The sequence below is a fragment of the Bradyrhizobium sp. B117 genome (assembly GCF_038969555.1).
In the GTDB taxonomy this organism is placed as follows: Bacteria; Pseudomonadota; Alphaproteobacteria; order Rhizobiales; family Xanthobacteraceae; genus Bradyrhizobium.
Map to the genome: position 1 here is coordinate 7,776,642 of NZ_CP152414.1, position 15,312 is coordinate 7,791,953.

The window sequence follows — 15,312 nt, forward strand, 5'->3', positions numbered from 1 at the left end:
GAGGTGCTATCGTAGGGTGGGCAAAGCGAAGCGTGCCCACCGCGCCGGCCAACATCAAGAGATGGTGGGCACGGCGCAGAGCGCGCCTTTGCCCACCCTACGAAGTTATGTCCTCACCGCCCCTGACCGGCGAACTCGTGCTTGCTCTCGTGGCCCCCGACGAAGACCAGAATGCCGGCAATCAGCGGGAGCACGGCGAGCACCAGGAGGCCGGTCGAGGTCTGCCCCGTCGCTTCCTTGACCCAGCCGATCAGATAGGGGCCACCAAAGCCTGCGAGGTTGCCGATCGAGTTGATCAGGGCGATGGCGCCGGCCGCGGCCGTGCCGGAAAGCCAGGCGGTCGGCAGGGTCCAGAACACGCCGAAGACGCAGAACACGCCGATCGCGGCGAAGGTCAGCGCCACCATGGTCAGCGTGGGGTCGGTGAGATAGGAGGAGACCCCGAGCGCGATGGCGATCAGGATCATGGGCGCGCCGACATGCATCACGCGCTCGCGCGTGGCGTCCGAGTGCCGCGCCCACAGGATCATCGCGATCGTGCCGAACAGATAGGGGATCGCGGTCACGAAGCCGGTCTGCGCGTTGGTGAGACCGAACGCCTTGACGATCTGCGGCAGCCAGAACTGCATGCCGTAGAGCGCGCCGACGAAGCCGAAATAGATCAGGCTCAGCGTGATCACCTTGGGCGAGGACAGCGCCTCGCCGAGCGTCAGATGTTTTACGGCCTGCTTGGCCGCGATCTCGGCGTCGAGCTTCGCCTTGAGCCAGGCCTTCTGCTCGGCCGAGAGCCAGTCCGCCTTCTCCGGCCTGTCGGTGAGATAGAACCAGGTGACGATGCCCAGCAGCACGGAAGGAATGCCTTCGAGAATAAACAGCCACTGCCAGCCCTTCAGGCCCATCATGCCGTCGAGGCCGAGCAGCAGGCCTGAGATCGGTGCGCCGATCACGGTCGAGATCGGGACGGCGATGGCGAAGGCGGCGAGGAAGCGCGCGCGGTATTCGGCGGGATACCAGTAGGTCAGATAGAGGATGATGCCGGGGAAGAAGCCGGCTTCGGCAACGCCGAGCAGGAAACGCAGGACGTAGAAGCTGGTGACGCCGCTGACCGTCGCCATCAGCGCCGAGATGATGCCCCAGGTCACCATGATGCGGGCGATCCAGCGGCTGGCGCCGAACTTCTCCAGCGCCAGATTGCTCGGCACCTCGAAGATGAAATAACCGATGAAGAAGATGCCGGCGCCCCAGGAGAAGATCAGCGGCGTGAACTTCAACTCGGCGTTCATGGTCAGCGCGGCGAAGCCGAGATTGACGCGGTCGAGATAGGAGAAGAAGTAGGCCAGCACCAGGAACGGAATCAGGCGCCAGGAGATGGCGCGGATCGTCGAGGTCTCGACTTCGCTCTTGGCAGTGCCGGTGGAACCGGCATAGGTCGTGGTCTGGCTCATGGCTTCCCCCCGGGGTTGTTGCTTTTATGGGCTAAAGCCGTTTCGAATCGAAACGGCTTTAGATTCACGTTTTGACGCGTTTTCTTGACGCGAACCGGTATCCACTTCGCTCGAAAACGCTCTGTTCGCGGTTTTGAGCATCGCCGCGAAAGAGTCAATGGAGCAAGCAATGCACGGGGCGCAGCCAAATCATTCTGCTGCGCTGCGACGGACATCGCTGACCCGGGCCGCCCTCGCGCTGGTCGTGATCGCCTGCGGCCTGTCCCTGCGCTGGTACGGCTTTCCGCTCGGCCTGCCCGCCTTCGTCGTGAAGTACGGCGGGTCGCTGCTCTGGGCGACGATGGTGCTTCTGCTGGTCGGGGTTTTGCTGCCGCGACTGTCGCGGGCGCAGATCGCGGCGATTGCGGTGGTGATCGCGGTCGTCATCGAGTTCTCCCGGCTGGTGCATACGCCTTGGCTCGACGGATTCCGGATCACCACCGCCGGAGCGCTGCTGCTCGGCCGCATCTTCTCGCTGTGGAATCTGGTGGCTTATGCAATTGGGATTGCGGTCGGCGTCTGGATCGATCGACTCGCCACGACGCGCGGTCTCGTAGGGTGGGCAAAGCGAAGCGTGCCTACCACAAGCAGATGGTGGGCACGGCGCTAACGCGCCTTTGCCCACCCTACGAGACCGATGCCTGGTCTCACTCCTCCAGCTGAAACCGCTCGAAGCGATCGAGCTCGTCCTCGATCTTCCGCTTGAGCTCCTTGCGCCCCACCGTCTTCTTGCCCTGCCCGACCCAGGTCCATTTCTGCATCAGGAGCTTCTTGGCCTGCCGGTCGGCCTTCAGATCGAGCGCGGCGACGATCTCGTCGCCGACCAGCACCGGCAGGGCGAAATAGCCAAGCTTGCGCTTGGCCTTCGGCACATAGGCTTCGAACAGATGGTTGTAGCCGAAGATCAGATTGGTGCGCTTGCGCTGGATGATCAGGGGATCGAACGGCGAGAGGATGTGGACGAGATCGGGCGATAGCCCCTCGCCACCGTCCTCCAGCACCGAGGGCTGCACCCAATGCTCCTGCTTGCCGGCGCCGTCGATCGCAACGGGCACGAGATCGCCGCGGCGGACGCGCGCGGCGATCAGGCTGGCGACCGCCTTCTTGCGCGGCGCGTCGAGATGGCAGATCGAATCGAGGCTGACGACGCCCTGCGAGCGCAGCGCGCGGTCGAGCAGATAGGCCGTGATCTCCTTCGCGGAGGCCGGCTTCGGCAGCTTGTCCCAGCCGAAATGCCGCGTCATCATATCATAGGTCTTGAGCATGCCCAGGCGTGCGCTGATGGTCGCGACACCGGTGTAGAAAGCAAGCTGGAGCGCCCGCTTCGAAGGTTTTCGGCTCTGCCACAAATGCTCCTTCTCGGTGAGCACGTCGTCCTCGATGTCGCGGATCGTCAGCGGGCCGGCGCGCAGCAGCCGCATCACCTTGCGCGTGTCGGCCAGCTTCACCGAGGCGTACCATTTGTGGCCCTCGCGCTTGTGCTCGCGCATCGCCGGCAGGAAAAAGCGGAAGTCGGCCGACGGCACGTAGGAGAGCGCGTGGGTCCAGTATTCGAACACGCTCCTGTCGACGCTCTGGGCCTGGCGCAGATCGGCGCGGCGATAGGACGGAATGCGGCTGAACAGGATGTGGTGGTGGCTGCGCTCGATGACGTTGATGGTGTCGATCTGGACATAGCCGAGATGAGTGACCGCATCCGCCACCGCCTGTGCGCCGTCGCCGAACGGCGCGCGCTCGTCCAGCCGCTGGGCATGCAGCCAGATCTGCCGGGCCTGTGTCGTGGTGAGCGGGAGGGGTTTCGGCGCGCGTGACATTGCAGGGAGCAATGTAGCGGGATTCGCGCCAAGAGAAAGAAGGGAGCGGACAAGGAAAAGCCGCGCTGCCATCTGCTGACAGCGCGGCCAACCGAGGCGCGCCTTACTTCATCGACATCGCCTTCTGCGACTTCATGTAGTGCATGCAGGCGCTCTTCATCTTGCCATTGCTCATGTCCGTGTTGGCCATGGCCATTTCCTTGTTCGCCGCCATCTTCGCCGGCGTGTCGGGGGTGCTGCCCATCATGGCGGCGGTCTTCATCATGTTGTCCGTGGTGCACGCCATCATCGCGGCGGAGGCGGGGGACAGCGAAAGAGCAAACGCGACAAAGGCTGTGGCCGTGAGCAAGGTCTTCATCAAAAAGTCTCCTCGAGCAAAACGAAACCGGCGTCATGCCGGCCTTCGCAATTACGTATTCTCTCGCGCAGACGTTTCGTGGAGAAGACAATTTTCTTGCTGCGGTGCGATGGCAGAGAGCTCAGCGGCCCTCCTTCCGCGTCCCGGACCGACCGCCGATGCTGCCTGTGGCGACATCGGGCTCACAGGACGCCCTTCCGCGCCCTTCCGCCTGGCAACGGTAGACGCTGCCGGTGAGACGGTCGACCAGCCACATGTTCTCGTCGGTCGGTGCCTCGAGGCCGACATAGCGGGAGGTCAGCCCCGTGATCAGCGTCGACAGCAGGATCGCCACCGCGATCATCGCCGCGCCGATATAGATGGGCATGGAATTCAGGGAGACGGTCCGATCCGGCGGGCCACTGCGATAGAGTTGGGAGTCACGCTGATAGTCAGTTGGCCTCGGCACAGGATGAAACTCGGCTCCCTTCGTATGTAGTGGCTCTCGAAAGGGTGCTAGGCGCGCATCTGGCCGATTTCTTGTCCGCGGGCGGGCCATGCCGCGACGGCTTTGCGACCATCGATGTCCGCAGGCTTCCGCAAAGCCCGTGGCCACCAGGAGCCGGCGGCCAGCTGCAGCCGGCAGGCCTGCCTTCCGCAATGTGAGTTCAATCATACCTGGGCCGCAGCCGCTTGAACCGGCGCCCCGGTGAGCGCGACCACCGCTGTTCGCGCGCTCACGCCTGTGCCCCGAGCGGACGCCAAGCAGGGCGGTTGCGCCCCAAACCGCCGGGAAATGGGCCAGGGTAACCCCAAAAGCCCCTCTGGCCACCGTGACCAGGATCACATCGGGGTCTTTGAACCTGTCCTAGGCTCTGAGCATCAAATCGCTATCAGGCGTCACACCGAGGATACGACAATGACCCGTTTCGATAAGTTTTTTGCACTGAAGGCGATTACCCTGACGGCCGCGCTGTCGATGACGGCCGGCCTGGCCTTCGCCGGCGACAACAATGTCTCCGCCGACCAGATCGTGAATGCGTTGAAGCCGAAGCCGGCGACCCGCGGCCTGTCCGTCGGGCCGCAAACCGATCCGACCGCGCAGGCGAAGGAAGCGACATTCCTGAACACGGTGCGCAACCGCTCGACCCGGTCGCTCTCGATGGGCGAGCGCGAGCAGATCGCCGAGTTGGCTGCGACCAAGCCGAAGATCGATCTGGAGATCCAGTTCGACTACAACTCCGCCGACATCGCCAAGACCTCGGTGTCGTCGGTGCAGGCGCTCGGCAAGGCCCTCTCCGACCCGGCGCTGAAGGGATCGACCTTCGTGGTCGCCGGCCACACCGACGCGATCGGCGGCGAAGAGTACAATCAAGGTCTCTCCGAACGTCGCGCCGACACCATCAAGAAGTACCTGGTGCAGAACTACGGCCTCAACGGCACCGATCTCGTCACCGTCGGCTACGGCAAGACCAAGCTGAAGGACACCGCCAACGGCGCCGACCCGATCAACCGCCGCGTCCAGGTCGTGAACATGGATACCAAGACCGCGTCGAAATAGCCGCGGCGATCAATGAGCCGCCTGCCGCATCAACGGCAGGCGGCTTTCTGCTGTCAGATCCAGCTCTGGAACAGCATCAGGCGGTTGAAATTCTGCATCGTCGTGCCGATGAATGCGGCCGAGATCGGCAGCATCACGGCAAAGCCGATGGCGGCGATGCCGACATAGGCCCATAGCAGCCAGCGCGGCAGCCCCTCTCTTCGCAGCACATGGACCAGCGCGAGCGATGCAATGGTTGCGGCCGGCATATAGTAGTAGATGAAGCCGAGCGTGCGGGGCAGCAGCGCCCAGGCGAGCCAGCAGCCAAAATAGAACGCCGCGATCAGGAACGCATCCCAGCGGCGCGCGACGATGAAGTCGCGCAGCACCATTGCGAGTGCGAGCAGCGCCGGCCACAGCACCAGGGGATTGCCGAGAAAGACGATCGCGGAAACGCTATTCTCCGAAGTCTTGTCGAACAGGAACCACACCGGACGCGCCAGCAGCGGCCAGGACGGCCACGCGCTCATATAGGTGTGACCGGCGATGGCGGTCGTGGTGTTGTCGGCAAAAATTCGGCGCTGCGCCTCGAGCAAATCTGATGGCGAGAAGCCGTAAAGCGGAACAAACGCGGCCAGATACGTGATCGCCGGCAAGACCGCGAAGCAGAGTGCGACGTGACGCCCGCGAAAGTCGGGCCAGAGGTCGGGCCGGTACCAGTCCCCCGGCTTGGCGTCGGCGAACAGCGCGCGCCAGCCCTGCATCAGGCGGATCACCGCGACGATCACGATGCAGACCCCGAGCAGAAACAGGCCGCTCCATTTGCAGGCTGCAGCAAAGCCGAACAGAGCGCCCGCGAGCGCGAACAGCGCATGCGGGCGCTCTCGTCGAAACCCATGCATGAAGGCGGCGATCGCGAGCAGACCGAACCCTAACGCGAAGATGTCGAGCATCGCGATGCGGGCCTGCACGTACAGCATCTGGTTGAACGTCGCGATCAGGGCGGCGGCGATCGCAGGCGCTTGCGCCGAGAACAGCGCAAGCCCGCACAGATAGATCGCGACGATCGCGAGCGCGCCGAACAATGTCGCGAGATAGCGCCAGCCGAACGCGTTGTCGCCGAACGCCGCGATCGAGGCCGCGATCAGCTCCTTGGCCAGCGGCGGGTGCATCGGATTGAGTAGCGGCTGTGACATCGCAGGCGCCAGCATCTGCCGCGCGGCCGGCACGTAATGCACCTCGTCGAAGACGAATTTTTCCGGCGTCGCCAGGCCAATCAGCAGCGCCAGATGCGCGACCAGGAAAATCGCGACAGCAATCACTGCGCTCTGCGACAGCTTCGGAACCGCTGACACTTCGATCGGCTGTTGTGAGGATGTCTTGCGTGGCAAATCTGCTTCACCGGGGAGAAAAATCTGGATGGCCGTTTTCATTGAACGCATTCCGTCGGAACTGTTACTAAGCATAGCGCAGGTCCCGTGCCGCTTGTGATAATTTCGCCACATCAGAAGCGCGCGCGACCCGGTACGATCAGGGACACATCGATCGGTTGCGAAATGAATTTGCGTTTCTCGTTTTTTCCAACACTGCTGACGGCCGTTCTGTGCGCGGCGTCTGGCGCACAGGCGCAGACGCGCGTCGGCGAAGCCGTCGTGATCCAGAACGAGGTGGTGCGCGTCGCCGCGACCACGACGCCGATCAATGTCGGCGACAGCATGCTGCGCGACGAGACCGTGCGTACCGGCGCCGACAGCGCCGCACGCTTCGTCATGGCCGACAGCACCAACCTGTCGCTCGGCCCTAGCGCCACGCTCAAGCTCGACCGCACCGTCTTCAACGACGAGCACAGCTATCGCGATGTCGCGATCCGCATGACCACAGGCGCGTTCCGCTTCGTCACCGGCCATTCCGAGAAGACCGCCTACAAGATCACGACGCCGCTCGCGACCATCGGCGTGCGCGGCACCACGCTCGACATCCTGTCGCAACGTGGCCGCTCCGTCGTCGTGCTTCAGGATGGTGCCGCCAGCGTCTGCACGCTGAGCTTCCAATGCGTGCAGCTCACCCAGCCGGGCGACACCGCGATCATCACCTCGACCGGCGGCAAGGTCAGCATCGCCAAGACCAATACGCCGCCATGGACCTTCGCCGCGACCTGCGCCGCCAATGGCGGGCTGTGCGCGGTCAACCAGTATGCCGACGCCTCGCCGACCATCACGCCCGCCGTCCATGACGACGGCATGCTGTGCGGGCGCTGATGATGGCGAGACTTTTCGGGCGCCTCATCCTCGCCGCTGCAATGACCGCTGCTGCTGCGGTCTCGCTTGTCGCATTCAATGCACGGCCGGCAGCTGCCCAGGCAGCTGAGTGCGAATCGGAGTGCGGCGAGCCGAGGCCCTACCCGTCGCCGGCCTACTCGCCGTCCCCGACGCCAACACCTACATCCACACCGACACCTTCTTCCTCGCCTTCACCGAACCCCTATCCATCGCCCTCGCCAAGCCCATCTCCACCGCCGGGTCCGACCGGCGCGGATTCCAGTGGCAATTCGATCGGCGGGCTCGCAGGCCAGCGCTTCAACCAGATGATCACCAACCGCGTGCTGGGCACGGTGCTGCTCGGCGTCAACGAGCAGGTCAATTGCAGCAATTGCATCAGCGCGTTCGGCTCGGCCGGCTCGTTCTCCGCCGGCATCCACGGCCGCAAGGAGCTCACTAACAACCTGTCGCTTCTCGCCGGCATCGCCTACACGCAATACAACGAGGGCGGTTACAAGATCACCAGCGCGCCGATCGGCGCCTTCGCGCTGCGCTATGACTTCACCGACTGGGGCTCGTCGCGCCCGTTCTTCGACGTCGGCACCATCCTGACGCCGTGGGAGAAGGCGCGCTACACCCGCAGCTACGACACCAGCCTCGGCCCCGTCAGCGTGACGAGCTCGACCAATGCGGCGAACTATGCCGTCTATGGCCGCGCCGGATGGATAAGCCGGGTGTCACCGCGCGACGAGGTCGCTGCCTCCATCGAGGTGTGGCAGCTCTGGCAGCGAGTCTCCGGCTATAGCGACGGCGTAGTCGCGTACAATCCGTTCGACGCCACCATCGCGACCGGCACCGACCGCACCAGCCTCGTCAAGATCGGCGGCCAGTGGACCCATCTGTTCGGCAGCAACATCGAGACCAACATCAACGGCGGCTGGGTGCAGTCGTTCGCCGGCCATAGCGGCATCGTCGCCACTGTCACCGGCAACGGCACGGTGGTGCCGACGATGGGCAACCAGGGCTGGTTCGAATATGGCGGCCGGCTCGGCTTCCGGGTGCAGAAGGGCTGGATCGTGGACCTGTTCGCGAACGGCACGCTGGGTCCGCAGCCGGTCGGCAACACCATCCATGGCGGCGTGGGGCTGCGGATCAATTACTGAGGCGCCGCGACGAGGGCACGGTTTCGTAGGGTGGGCAAAGCGAAGCGTGCCCACCACTTCTCTCAACGGAGACGGATGGTGGGCACGGCGCAAGCGCGCCTTTGCCCACCCTACGGCACCTGTGCTGACGTCACGCCGCCGACTTGCCCTCGAACGCGCGGCGCAAAGCCTCCACGTCCAGCTTCACCATCTTCATCATGGCCTGCATCGCGCGCGCGGCCGCGGCCTTGTCGGAGCTCGACAGGAATTCGAACATCACCTTCGGCACCACCTGCCAGGCCACGCCCCAGCGGTCCCTGAGCCAACCGCACTGCTCTTCCCTGCCGCCATGAGCCAGGAACGCATCCCAGACGCTGTCGACCTGAGCCTGGTCGTCGCAATGGATCATCAGCGAGATCGCGTGGGTGTATTCCATCGTCATGCCGCCGTTGAGCGCGACCAGCGGCTGTCCGGCCACCGTGAACTCGACGACCAGCACCGAGCCCGTCTTGCCGGACGGGCCGTCCGAAACGTTATGCTGAACGTGCGTGATCTCCGAATTCGGCACGAGCGAGGTGTAGAACGTCGCGGCTTCCTCGGCGTCACCGTTGAACCACATGCAGGGCACGAGCTTGGACATCGTGAATGCTCCTCTCGAGATTCTCTGAGTTCGCAGGCTTCGATCAGGCGCTCGCCATCTCGGACTGTGCGGCGAAGGCTGTCATGTCGATCCAGTTCACGCCCCACATATGGCCATCCGGATCCTCGAAGCTGCGGCCGTACATGAAGCTGTACTCGTCCTTCGGGCTGGGATCGGCCACCCCGCCTGCAGCCGCGGCCCTGGCGACGATCTCGTCGACCTCATTCCGGCTGTCGGCGGACAGGCAGAACAGCGCCTGGTTCGAGATTTTCGCATCCGCGATCGGCTTCGGCGTGAACTGGCGGAATTTGTCGTGGGTCGTCAGCATCGCGTAGATGGTCTCGGAAAAGACCATGCAGCTCGCGGTGTCGTCGCTGAATTGCGGGTTCCTGGTCGCGCCGACGGCCTCGTAAAAGGCCGTAGCGCGCTTGAGGTCGGTCACCGGCAGACTGATGAAAATCATCCTGGGCATCGGAAGCTCCTTGGGCGGGGTTCTGCCCAAGGACGGATGGCCCGCCGGCCAGCCGACATCGCTTCCGGAATTTTTTTGCCGCCGCGTTAGAGGTGACCGCACCGCCCCAGGCGGGCGGTCCTCACTTCTTCTCGTTGGGATCCCGGTGCACCGGGTCGATCCACAGCACGGTCTCGGGCTTCTCGACCGGCTCGATGTCGAGGTTGATCGCGACCGCCTCGCCGTCGCTGCGCACCAGCACGCATTCCAGAACTTCGTCCGGGCTGGCGTTGATCTCCTGGTGCGGCACGTAGGGCGGCACGAAAATGAAATCGCCTGGGCCGGCCTCGGCGGTGAATTGCAGCGTCTCGCCCCAGCGCATCCGCGCCTTGCCCTTCACCACGTAGATGACGCTTTCGAGATGGCCGTGGTGATGCGCGCCGGTCTTGGCATCGGGCTTGATGCTGACCGTCCCCGCCCACAATTTCTGCGCGCCGACGCGCGCGAAATTGATCGCGGCCGCGCGGTCCATGCCGGCCGTTGACGGCACGTTGGTGTCGAGCTGGTTGCCGGGAATGACGCGCACGCCGTCATGTTTCCAGCGATCGTCGTGATCGTGGTCATGGTGGGAATGCGAATGATCATGGCCGGTCATGGGACGTGCTCTCTGTTGGTTCCGTGCGCGGCAAACTACCTAAAGCCGCATCAGCAAGCCATACCAAAATCGGAACTCTCGTAGCTGCGGGACGTTGCCCTCACGAGCAAATCGGAAGGAGAGTTTCATGGGTAGCACCACGGACAAGATCAAGGGCACTGCCAACGAGACGATCGGCAAGGCCAAGCAGGGCATCGGGGAAGCCACCGGTTCCGATCGCCTGCAGGGCGAAGGCGCGGTCCAGGAAGTGAAGGGCAAGGGCCAGAAAGCCATGGGCGATGCCAAGGACGCGGCAAAGGACGCGATGGATCGCGCCGCTGCGGCGGCACGTCGCGCGGCGGAATAGCGCGACCAGCGTTGAAAGCAAAAAGACCGGCCGCAAGGCCGGTCTTTTTGTTTGTGCTCGTCTCTATCCGTCATGGCCGGGCTTGACCCGGCCATCCACGTCTTGATCACGCGGCACGAAGATCGTGGATGCCCGGGACGAGCCCGGGCATGACGACGTGGAGACGTCGGTTATTTCACCGCGAGCAATTCCACGTCGAACATCAGCGTCGCGTTCGGCGGGATCACGCCGCCAGCGCCGCGGGCCCCATAGCCGAGCTGCGGCGGGATGATCAGCGTGCGCTTGCCGCCGACCTTCATGGTGGCAACGCCCTCATCCCAGCCGGCGATGACGCGGCCCTTGCCGATCGGGAATTCGAACGGCTCGTTGCGGTCGACGGACGAGTCGAATTTCTTGCCCTTCTGGCCGTTTTCATAGAGCCAGCCGGTGTAATGCATCACGCAGATCTGGCCGGGTTTTGGCGAAGCGCCGGTGCCGACGACGCTGTCGGTGACTTGCAAACCTGAAGCTGTGGTCATGGTCTTTCCTGCGGTCTGGGCCGAGGCCGTGGTGGAAACGAATGTCGACACGCCGCCGATCACAGTGATCGCGAGTGCCGACATGATGGCGAGAAGCGCGCGCTGAAAACGCTGCATAAGACACCTTCCGTGTGAGGCGGAAGGTGTCTAGCGCAAGGCGCGCGGGGTTTCCACCCCTTTAGACCTCGATATTTTCCAGCCGCACCGGCAGCTTGCGGATGCGCTGGCCGGTGGCGTGATAGATCGCGTTGCAGATCGCAGCGTTGGTGCCGACATTGGCGAGCTCGCCGAGGCCCTTCGCGCCCGCGGGATTGATGTGATCGTCCTGCTCGGAGAGCAGGATCACCTCGACGCTTGGTGTGTCCGCATTCACCGGCACGAGATAATCGGCGAGATTGTCGTTGACATAGCGCGCATAGCGCTCGTCGATCTCGGTTGCCTCCAGCAGCGCCGAGGACATGCCCCAGATCAGGCCGCCCATCAGCTGGCTGCGAGCCGTGCGCGGATTCATGATGCGGCCGGCCGCGAAGGCGCCGACCAGACGGGGGCAGCGGATCTCGTGCGTGAAGCGGTTGACACGGACCTCGACGAACTCCGCACCGAAGGCGTAGGCAATCTTGTCCTTCATCTGATGGCCGCCGACGAGCCGCGCGTGCCCGCTGTGCATGGCCTTGAAGGAATCCAGCGGCGCGCCTTCCGGCTTCCACTCGCCATATTCCTCGACGACACCGACACCGAGCGCGTCGAATGCCTTGTCCAGATCGAGCGGACGATCGCTCCTTGCGGCTTGCGTCGTCGGCGTCTGTCCCATGCCGATGGTTTCCTTGGCTCTGTCGGTCAGGCTCGCATTCGGCATCACCGCCTTGAACAGCCGCTGACGGATCTGGTCGCACACCATCATCACCGCCGAGCAGGTGCTGGCGGTCGAGTTCGAGCCGCCGGCCACCGGCGCCGGCGGCAGATCGCTATCGCCGATGAAGACGGCGACCTTCTCCAAGGGCACGCCGAGCCGCTCGGACGCGGTTTGGGCGATGATCGTGTAAGCGCCGGTGCCGATCTCGTGGCCGGCAATCTCCACCCTGGTACGGCCGTCGCGCTGGAGGCGCACGCGCGCGGCCGACGGCGCCATCTGCGTCGGATAGCAGGTGGCGGCGCAGCCATAACCGATCAGCCAGTCGCCCTCCGCCATCGACTTCGGCTCCGGCGATCGCCGCGGCCAGCCGAACGCCTTGCCGGCCTCGTCGAAGCACGCCATCAGCGAGCGCGACGTGTAGGGCTTGCCCTCGATCGGCTCGTTGGTGGTGTCGTTGATCCGGCGAAGCTCGACCGGATCCATGTTGAGTTTGACCGCGAGCTCGTCCATCGCGCTCTCCAGCGCGAACAGATACGGCACCTCCGGCGGCGAGCGCATGAAGCCGGGCGTGTTGCGATCGGCGCGCACGATCGACACCAGGCTGTCAATGTTCGGACAGGCATAGAGCCGCGTCGTGGTCTTGGTGCCGCCGACGCAATAGGGATCGGGACGCGAGGACACCTCGGCGCCCTCGTGCCTGAGCGCGGTCAGCTTGCCGTCGCGGCTGGCGCCAAGCTTGATCTCATGGCGCGTCTCGGCGCGATAGGTCGCGATGGTAAAACCCTGGTCGCGGGTGGCAACGAGCTTGATCGGCCGGTTCAGGCGCTTCGCAATGCTGGCGATGATTGCGGTGCGCGGCGTCATCGAGCCGCGCGAGCCGAAGCCGCCGCCGACATAGGGATTGATCACGCGCACCTTGTCGGCGTCGATGCCGAGCTGCTCGGCGACGCCGTTCTTCAGGCCGTAGACATACTGGCTGCCTTCATAGATGACGAGGTCGTCGCCCATCCAGGCGCAGCTGGTCGTGAACAGCTCCATCGGATTGTGGTGCTGCGTCGGCGTGTCGTAGGACGCGGTGAGCTTGACCTCGGCCGCATCGAACGCCTTGGCGAAGTCGCCGACCTTCGGGTCTTCCTTGAACTGCGAGTTCTGCCCCTTCGCGGCGGCTGTCGTCGTGCCCGGGGAGTCGAAGGTCGCGCTGGGTGCAGCGGCCGTGTAGCTGACCTTGACGCGATTGGCAGCCTCGCGCGCGGCCTCATAGGTGTCCGCGATGACGACAGCGATGATCTGGCCGTCATGCGCGACGTCGGCCGACTTCAACGGCTGGATCGTCGTGCCAGCATAGCCGCCATTGCTGAAGAGTTTCGACTCCTTCAAGTTCGGAGCATTCTCGTGCGTGACGATGTCGATCACGCCGCGGACGCGCCTGGCATCGTCGAGGTCGAAGCCGTCGATGCGGCCTTTGGCAATGGCGCTGGTGACCAGGAAAGCATGGGCCGGATTGTCCAGCGGCATGTCGGACGCATAGGTCGCGCGCCCCGTGACTTTTGCGGCCGCATCATAGCGCGGCACGGGCTGGCCCATATTCGCCTTCGGCTCGGGAGCAGCAGCGGTCATGGTCAGATCTCCATCGTTACGGCCTGCTGGAGCGCACGCGCCACCACGCGCTTGCCGAGCGCGATCTTGAAATTATTGTGCTGGCGCCCTCTGGCGTCGGCAAAAGCGGCATCCGCGACACGCTGCGCCAGCCCATCGTCGAACTTCTGGCCCTTGAGCAGCGCCTCGGCCTCGCGCGCCCGCCAGGGCACGGTCGCGACGCCGCCGAGCGCAATGCGCGCGTCATGGATCGTGCCGCCCTGCACGTCGAGCGCGACGGCCGCCGAGGACAGCGCGAATTCATAGGACTGCCGGTCGCGCGCCTTGAGGTACACCGAACGCGGCCAGCGGCCGGGAATGACAAAGGCCGAGATCAGCTCGCCGGGCTGAAGCGTGGTCTCGATCTCAGGCGTGTTGCCGGGCGCCTTGTGCAACTCCGCGAACGGCATGTTGCGCGTGCCGGATCTGCCGGTGATCTCGACCGTGGCATCCAGCGCGATCAGCGCCTGGGCGAAGTCACCGGGATAGGTGGCGATACAATGGTCGGAGGTGCCGAGCACGGCATGCATGCGGTTGACGCCGTCCATCGCGGCGCAGCCGGAGCCCGGGTTGCGCTTGTTGCAATTCTCGTAGGAGACATCGCGGAAATAGCTGCACCGCGTCCGCTGCATCACGTTGCCGCCGAGCGTTGCCATATTGCGCAACTGGGCACTGGCGGCGAGCTTCAGGGAATCGGCGATGATCGGATAATCGCGCTGGATCCCGTCATGCGCGGCCACATCAGACATCTTCGCGAGCGCGCCGAGCCGCAACTTGTCGCCGCCCAACTCGATCGCCGACCAGCCGCGCGCGAGCGGATTGATGTCGATGATCGCGGCGGGCCGCATCACGTCGAGCTTCATCAGATCGATCAGCGTGGTGCCGCCGGCGAGCGGCTGCGCCATGGCCTGCGTCAGCGGATTGTTGGCGGCCGCGGCGGCGCTGAGCGCCTGCACGGCCATATCGGGGTCGCTCGCCCTCTGATACGAGAAAGGTCGCATGTGCCTAGCCTTTCATGATTTCGGGCGCGGCCTGCTTCACCGCCGCGACGATGTTGGGATAGGCGGCGCAGCGGCAGATGTTGCCGCTCATGTATTCGCGAATGTCGGCTTCGCTTCCGGCATGTCCCTCCTTCACGCAGGCGATCGCCGACATGATCTGCCCCGGCGTGCAGTAGCCGCACTGGAAGGCGTCGTTGTCGACGAAGGCCTGCTGCATCGGATGCAGGTGGTCGTCGGTGGCGAGGCCCTCGATCGTGGTGATCTCCTGCCCTTCGGCGGCGAGCGCGAGCGTCAGGCACGACACCACGCGGCGGTCGTTGATCAGCACGGTGCAGGCGCCGCACTGACCGTGATCGCAGCCCTTCTTGCTGCCGGTGAGCTTGAGATGTTCGCGCAGCGCATCGAGCACCGTGGTGCGAGCGTCGATGCGAAGGCGCTTGTCCTTGCCGTTGACGTGCAGCGTGACATCGACGGGCAGCGCCGGATCCTGTGCGGACGGTGCGCCTGCATCCTGCGCAGCCGCGCGCGCGGTGATCGGAATGAGGGCGCTGCCGGCAGCGCCCGCCATGAAGGCGCGGCGATCGAATCCGGATGATCGGGAACCTGAATTGTCGGGCATTGACGGCCTCCGCCGCTTC

At 64.6% G+C, this 15,312-nt stretch carries 17 protein-coding genes; 5 read left to right on the forward strand and 12 right to left on the reverse strand.

Features of this window, described 5'->3' with window-relative positions; all coding sequences use genetic code 11:
• Positions 1-113: 113 nt before the first annotated feature.
• Complete coding sequence (locus AAFG16_RS37665; protein ID WP_283081385.1) at positions 114-1,445, reverse strand: MFS transporter; 1,332 nt, start codon at positions 1,443-1,445, stop codon at positions 114-116.
• Positions 1,446-1,614: 169 nt separating this feature from the next.
• Here AAFG16_RS37665 and AAFG16_RS37670 point away from each other — a divergent pair, with 169 nt between their 5' ends.
• Positions 1,615-2,094: a DUF2809 domain-containing protein gene (locus AAFG16_RS37670; protein WP_342733511.1), complete on the forward strand. Its 480-nt coding sequence runs from the start codon at positions 1,615-1,617 to the stop codon at positions 2,092-2,094.
• 37 nt (positions 2,095-2,131) lie between these two features.
• Here AAFG16_RS37670 and AAFG16_RS37675 read toward each other — a convergent pair whose 3' ends face one another.
• From AAFG16_RS37675 to AAFG16_RS37685, 3 genes are all read right to left on the reverse strand, one after another.
• Positions 2,132-3,298: a crosslink repair DNA glycosylase YcaQ family protein gene (locus AAFG16_RS37675; protein ID WP_342733513.1), complete on the reverse strand. Its 1,167-nt coding sequence runs from the start codon at positions 3,296-3,298 to the stop codon at positions 2,132-2,134.
• A gap of 103 nt (positions 3,299-3,401) precedes the next feature.
• Positions 3,402-3,656 carry a hypothetical protein gene (locus AAFG16_RS37680; protein ID WP_283081387.1) on the reverse strand — a complete coding sequence of 85 codons (255 nt, stop codon included), beginning with the start codon at positions 3,654-3,656 and terminating at the stop codon, positions 3,402-3,404.
• Between the two features lie 121 nt (positions 3,657-3,777).
• Complete coding sequence (locus tag AAFG16_RS37685; protein WP_342733515.1) at positions 3,778-4,023, reverse strand: hypothetical protein; 246 nt, start codon at positions 4,021-4,023, stop codon at positions 3,778-3,780.
• Between the two features lie 531 nt (positions 4,024-4,554).
• On the opposite strand from AAFG16_RS37685, the gene AAFG16_RS37690 reads away from it, so the two are divergent.
• A complete protein-coding gene (locus tag AAFG16_RS37690) occupies positions 4,555-5,196 on the forward strand; it encodes an OmpA family protein (RefSeq protein WP_342733517.1) in 642 nt (213 codons plus the stop codon).
• 53 nt (positions 5,197-5,249) lie between these two features.
• On the opposite strand, the gene AAFG16_RS37695 is transcribed toward AAFG16_RS37690, so the two are convergent.
• Positions 5,250-6,680: a phospholipid carrier-dependent glycosyltransferase gene (locus AAFG16_RS37695; RefSeq protein WP_342733519.1), complete on the reverse strand. Its 1,431-nt coding sequence runs from the start codon at positions 6,678-6,680 to the stop codon at positions 5,250-5,252.
• 51 nt (positions 6,681-6,731) lie between these two features.
• Here AAFG16_RS37695 and AAFG16_RS37700 point away from each other — a divergent pair, with 51 nt between their 5' ends.
• Together AAFG16_RS37700 and AAFG16_RS37705 are read left to right on the forward strand one after the other, a co-directional pair.
• Positions 6,732-7,433, forward strand: a complete 702-nt coding sequence (locus tag AAFG16_RS37700; protein WP_342733521.1) for a FecR family protein — start codon at positions 6,732-6,734, stop codon at positions 7,431-7,433.
• 2 nt (positions 7,434-7,435) lie between these two features.
• Complete coding sequence (locus tag AAFG16_RS37705) at positions 7,436-8,596, forward strand: hypothetical protein (protein WP_342733523.1); 1,161 nt, start codon at positions 7,436-7,438, stop codon at positions 8,594-8,596.
• Between the two features lie 130 nt (positions 8,597-8,726).
• On the opposite strand, the gene AAFG16_RS37710 is transcribed toward AAFG16_RS37705, so the two are convergent.
• From AAFG16_RS37710 to AAFG16_RS37720, 3 genes are all read right to left on the reverse strand, one after another.
• Positions 8,727-9,215, reverse strand: a complete 489-nt coding sequence (locus AAFG16_RS37710; RefSeq protein ID WP_342733525.1) for a VOC family protein — start codon at positions 9,213-9,215, stop codon at positions 8,727-8,729.
• Between the two features lie 43 nt (positions 9,216-9,258).
• Complete coding sequence (locus tag AAFG16_RS37715) at positions 9,259-9,687, reverse strand: VOC family protein (protein ID WP_342733527.1); 429 nt, start codon at positions 9,685-9,687, stop codon at positions 9,259-9,261.
• A 121-nt stretch (positions 9,688-9,808) separates the two neighbouring features.
• Entirely contained in the window at positions 9,809-10,321 is a 513-nt protein-coding gene (locus AAFG16_RS37720) for a cupin domain-containing protein (protein WP_342733529.1), read from the reverse strand.
• A 127-nt stretch (positions 10,322-10,448) separates the two neighbouring features.
• Between AAFG16_RS37720 and AAFG16_RS37725 the strand changes: the two genes are divergently transcribed.
• Positions 10,449-10,667, forward strand: a complete 219-nt coding sequence (locus tag AAFG16_RS37725; RefSeq protein WP_283081395.1) for a CsbD family protein — start codon at positions 10,449-10,451, stop codon at positions 10,665-10,667.
• A 170-nt stretch (positions 10,668-10,837) separates the two neighbouring features.
• Here the strand turns inward: AAFG16_RS37725 and AAFG16_RS37730 are convergent, their stop codons facing one another.
• The 4 genes from AAFG16_RS37730 to AAFG16_RS37745 all read right to left on the reverse strand — a co-directional run bounded on the left by AAFG16_RS37730 (position 10,838) and on the right by AAFG16_RS37745 (position 15,293).
• A complete protein-coding gene (locus AAFG16_RS37730) occupies positions 10,838-11,302 on the reverse strand; it encodes an FKBP-type peptidyl-prolyl cis-trans isomerase (protein ID WP_235539987.1) in 465 nt (154 codons plus the stop codon).
• Between the two features lie 61 nt (positions 11,303-11,363).
• Positions 11,364-13,655: a xanthine dehydrogenase family protein molybdopterin-binding subunit gene (locus AAFG16_RS37735; RefSeq protein ID WP_342733532.1), complete on the reverse strand. Its 2,292-nt coding sequence runs from the start codon at positions 13,653-13,655 to the stop codon at positions 11,364-11,366.
• A 2-nt stretch (positions 13,656-13,657) separates the two neighbouring features.
• Positions 13,658-14,674, reverse strand: a complete 1,017-nt coding sequence (locus AAFG16_RS37740) for a xanthine dehydrogenase family protein subunit M (protein ID WP_342733534.1) — start codon at positions 14,672-14,674, stop codon at positions 13,658-13,660.
• Between the two features lie 4 nt (positions 14,675-14,678).
• Positions 14,679-15,293 carry a (2Fe-2S)-binding protein gene (locus AAFG16_RS37745; protein WP_283081398.1) on the reverse strand — a complete coding sequence of 205 codons (615 nt, stop codon included), beginning with the start codon at positions 15,291-15,293 and terminating at the stop codon, positions 14,679-14,681.
• Positions 15,294-15,312 lie beyond the last annotated feature (19 nt).

Coding starts and splice junctions, on each gene's coding strand:
- AAFG16_RS37665 (WP_283081385.1), bottom strand. CDS start 1,445: ATGAGCCAGACCACGACCTATGCCGGTTCCACCGGCACTGCCAAGAGC.
- AAFG16_RS37670 (WP_342733511.1), top strand. CDS start 1,615: ATGCACGGGGCGCAGCCAAATCATTCTGCTGCGCTGCGACGGACATCG.
- AAFG16_RS37675 (WP_342733513.1), bottom strand. CDS start 3,298: ATGTCACGCGCGCCGAAACCCCTCCCGCTCACCACGACACAGGCCCGG.
- AAFG16_RS37680 (WP_283081387.1), bottom strand. CDS start 3,656: ATGAAGACCTTGCTCACGGCCACAGCCTTTGTCGCGTTTGCTCTTTCG.
- AAFG16_RS37685 (WP_342733515.1), bottom strand. CDS start 4,023: ATGCCCATCTATATCGGCGCGGCGATGATCGCGGTGGCGATCCTGCTG.
- AAFG16_RS37690 (WP_342733517.1), top strand. CDS start 4,555: ATGACCCGTTTCGATAAGTTTTTTGCACTGAAGGCGATTACCCTGACG.
- AAFG16_RS37695 (WP_342733519.1), bottom strand. CDS start 6,680: ATGTGGCGAAATTATCACAAGCGGCACGGGACCTGCGCTATGCTTAGT.
- AAFG16_RS37700 (WP_342733521.1), top strand. CDS start 6,732: ATGAATTTGCGTTTCTCGTTTTTTCCAACACTGCTGACGGCCGTTCTG.
- AAFG16_RS37705 (WP_342733523.1), top strand. CDS start 7,436: ATGGCGAGACTTTTCGGGCGCCTCATCCTCGCCGCTGCAATGACCGCT.
- AAFG16_RS37710 (WP_342733525.1), bottom strand. CDS start 9,215: ATGTCCAAGCTCGTGCCCTGCATGTGGTTCAACGGTGACGCCGAGGAA.
- AAFG16_RS37715 (WP_342733527.1), bottom strand. CDS start 9,687: ATGCCCAGGATGATTTTCATCAGTCTGCCGGTGACCGACCTCAAGCGC.
- AAFG16_RS37720 (WP_342733529.1), bottom strand. CDS start 10,321: ATGACCGGCCATGATCATTCGCATTCCCACCATGACCACGATCACGAC.
- AAFG16_RS37725 (WP_283081395.1), top strand. CDS start 10,449: ATGGGTAGCACCACGGACAAGATCAAGGGCACTGCCAACGAGACGATC.
- AAFG16_RS37730 (WP_235539987.1), bottom strand. CDS start 11,302: ATGCAGCGTTTTCAGCGCGCGCTTCTCGCCATCATGTCGGCACTCGCG.
- AAFG16_RS37735 (WP_342733532.1), bottom strand. CDS start 13,655: ATGACCGCTGCTGCTCCCGAGCCGAAGGCGAATATGGGCCAGCCCGTG.
- AAFG16_RS37740 (WP_342733534.1), bottom strand. CDS start 14,674: ATGCGACCTTTCTCGTATCAGAGGGCGAGCGACCCCGATATGGCCGTG.
- AAFG16_RS37745 (WP_283081398.1), bottom strand. CDS start 15,293: ATGCCCGACAATTCAGGTTCCCGATCATCCGGATTCGATCGCCGCGCC.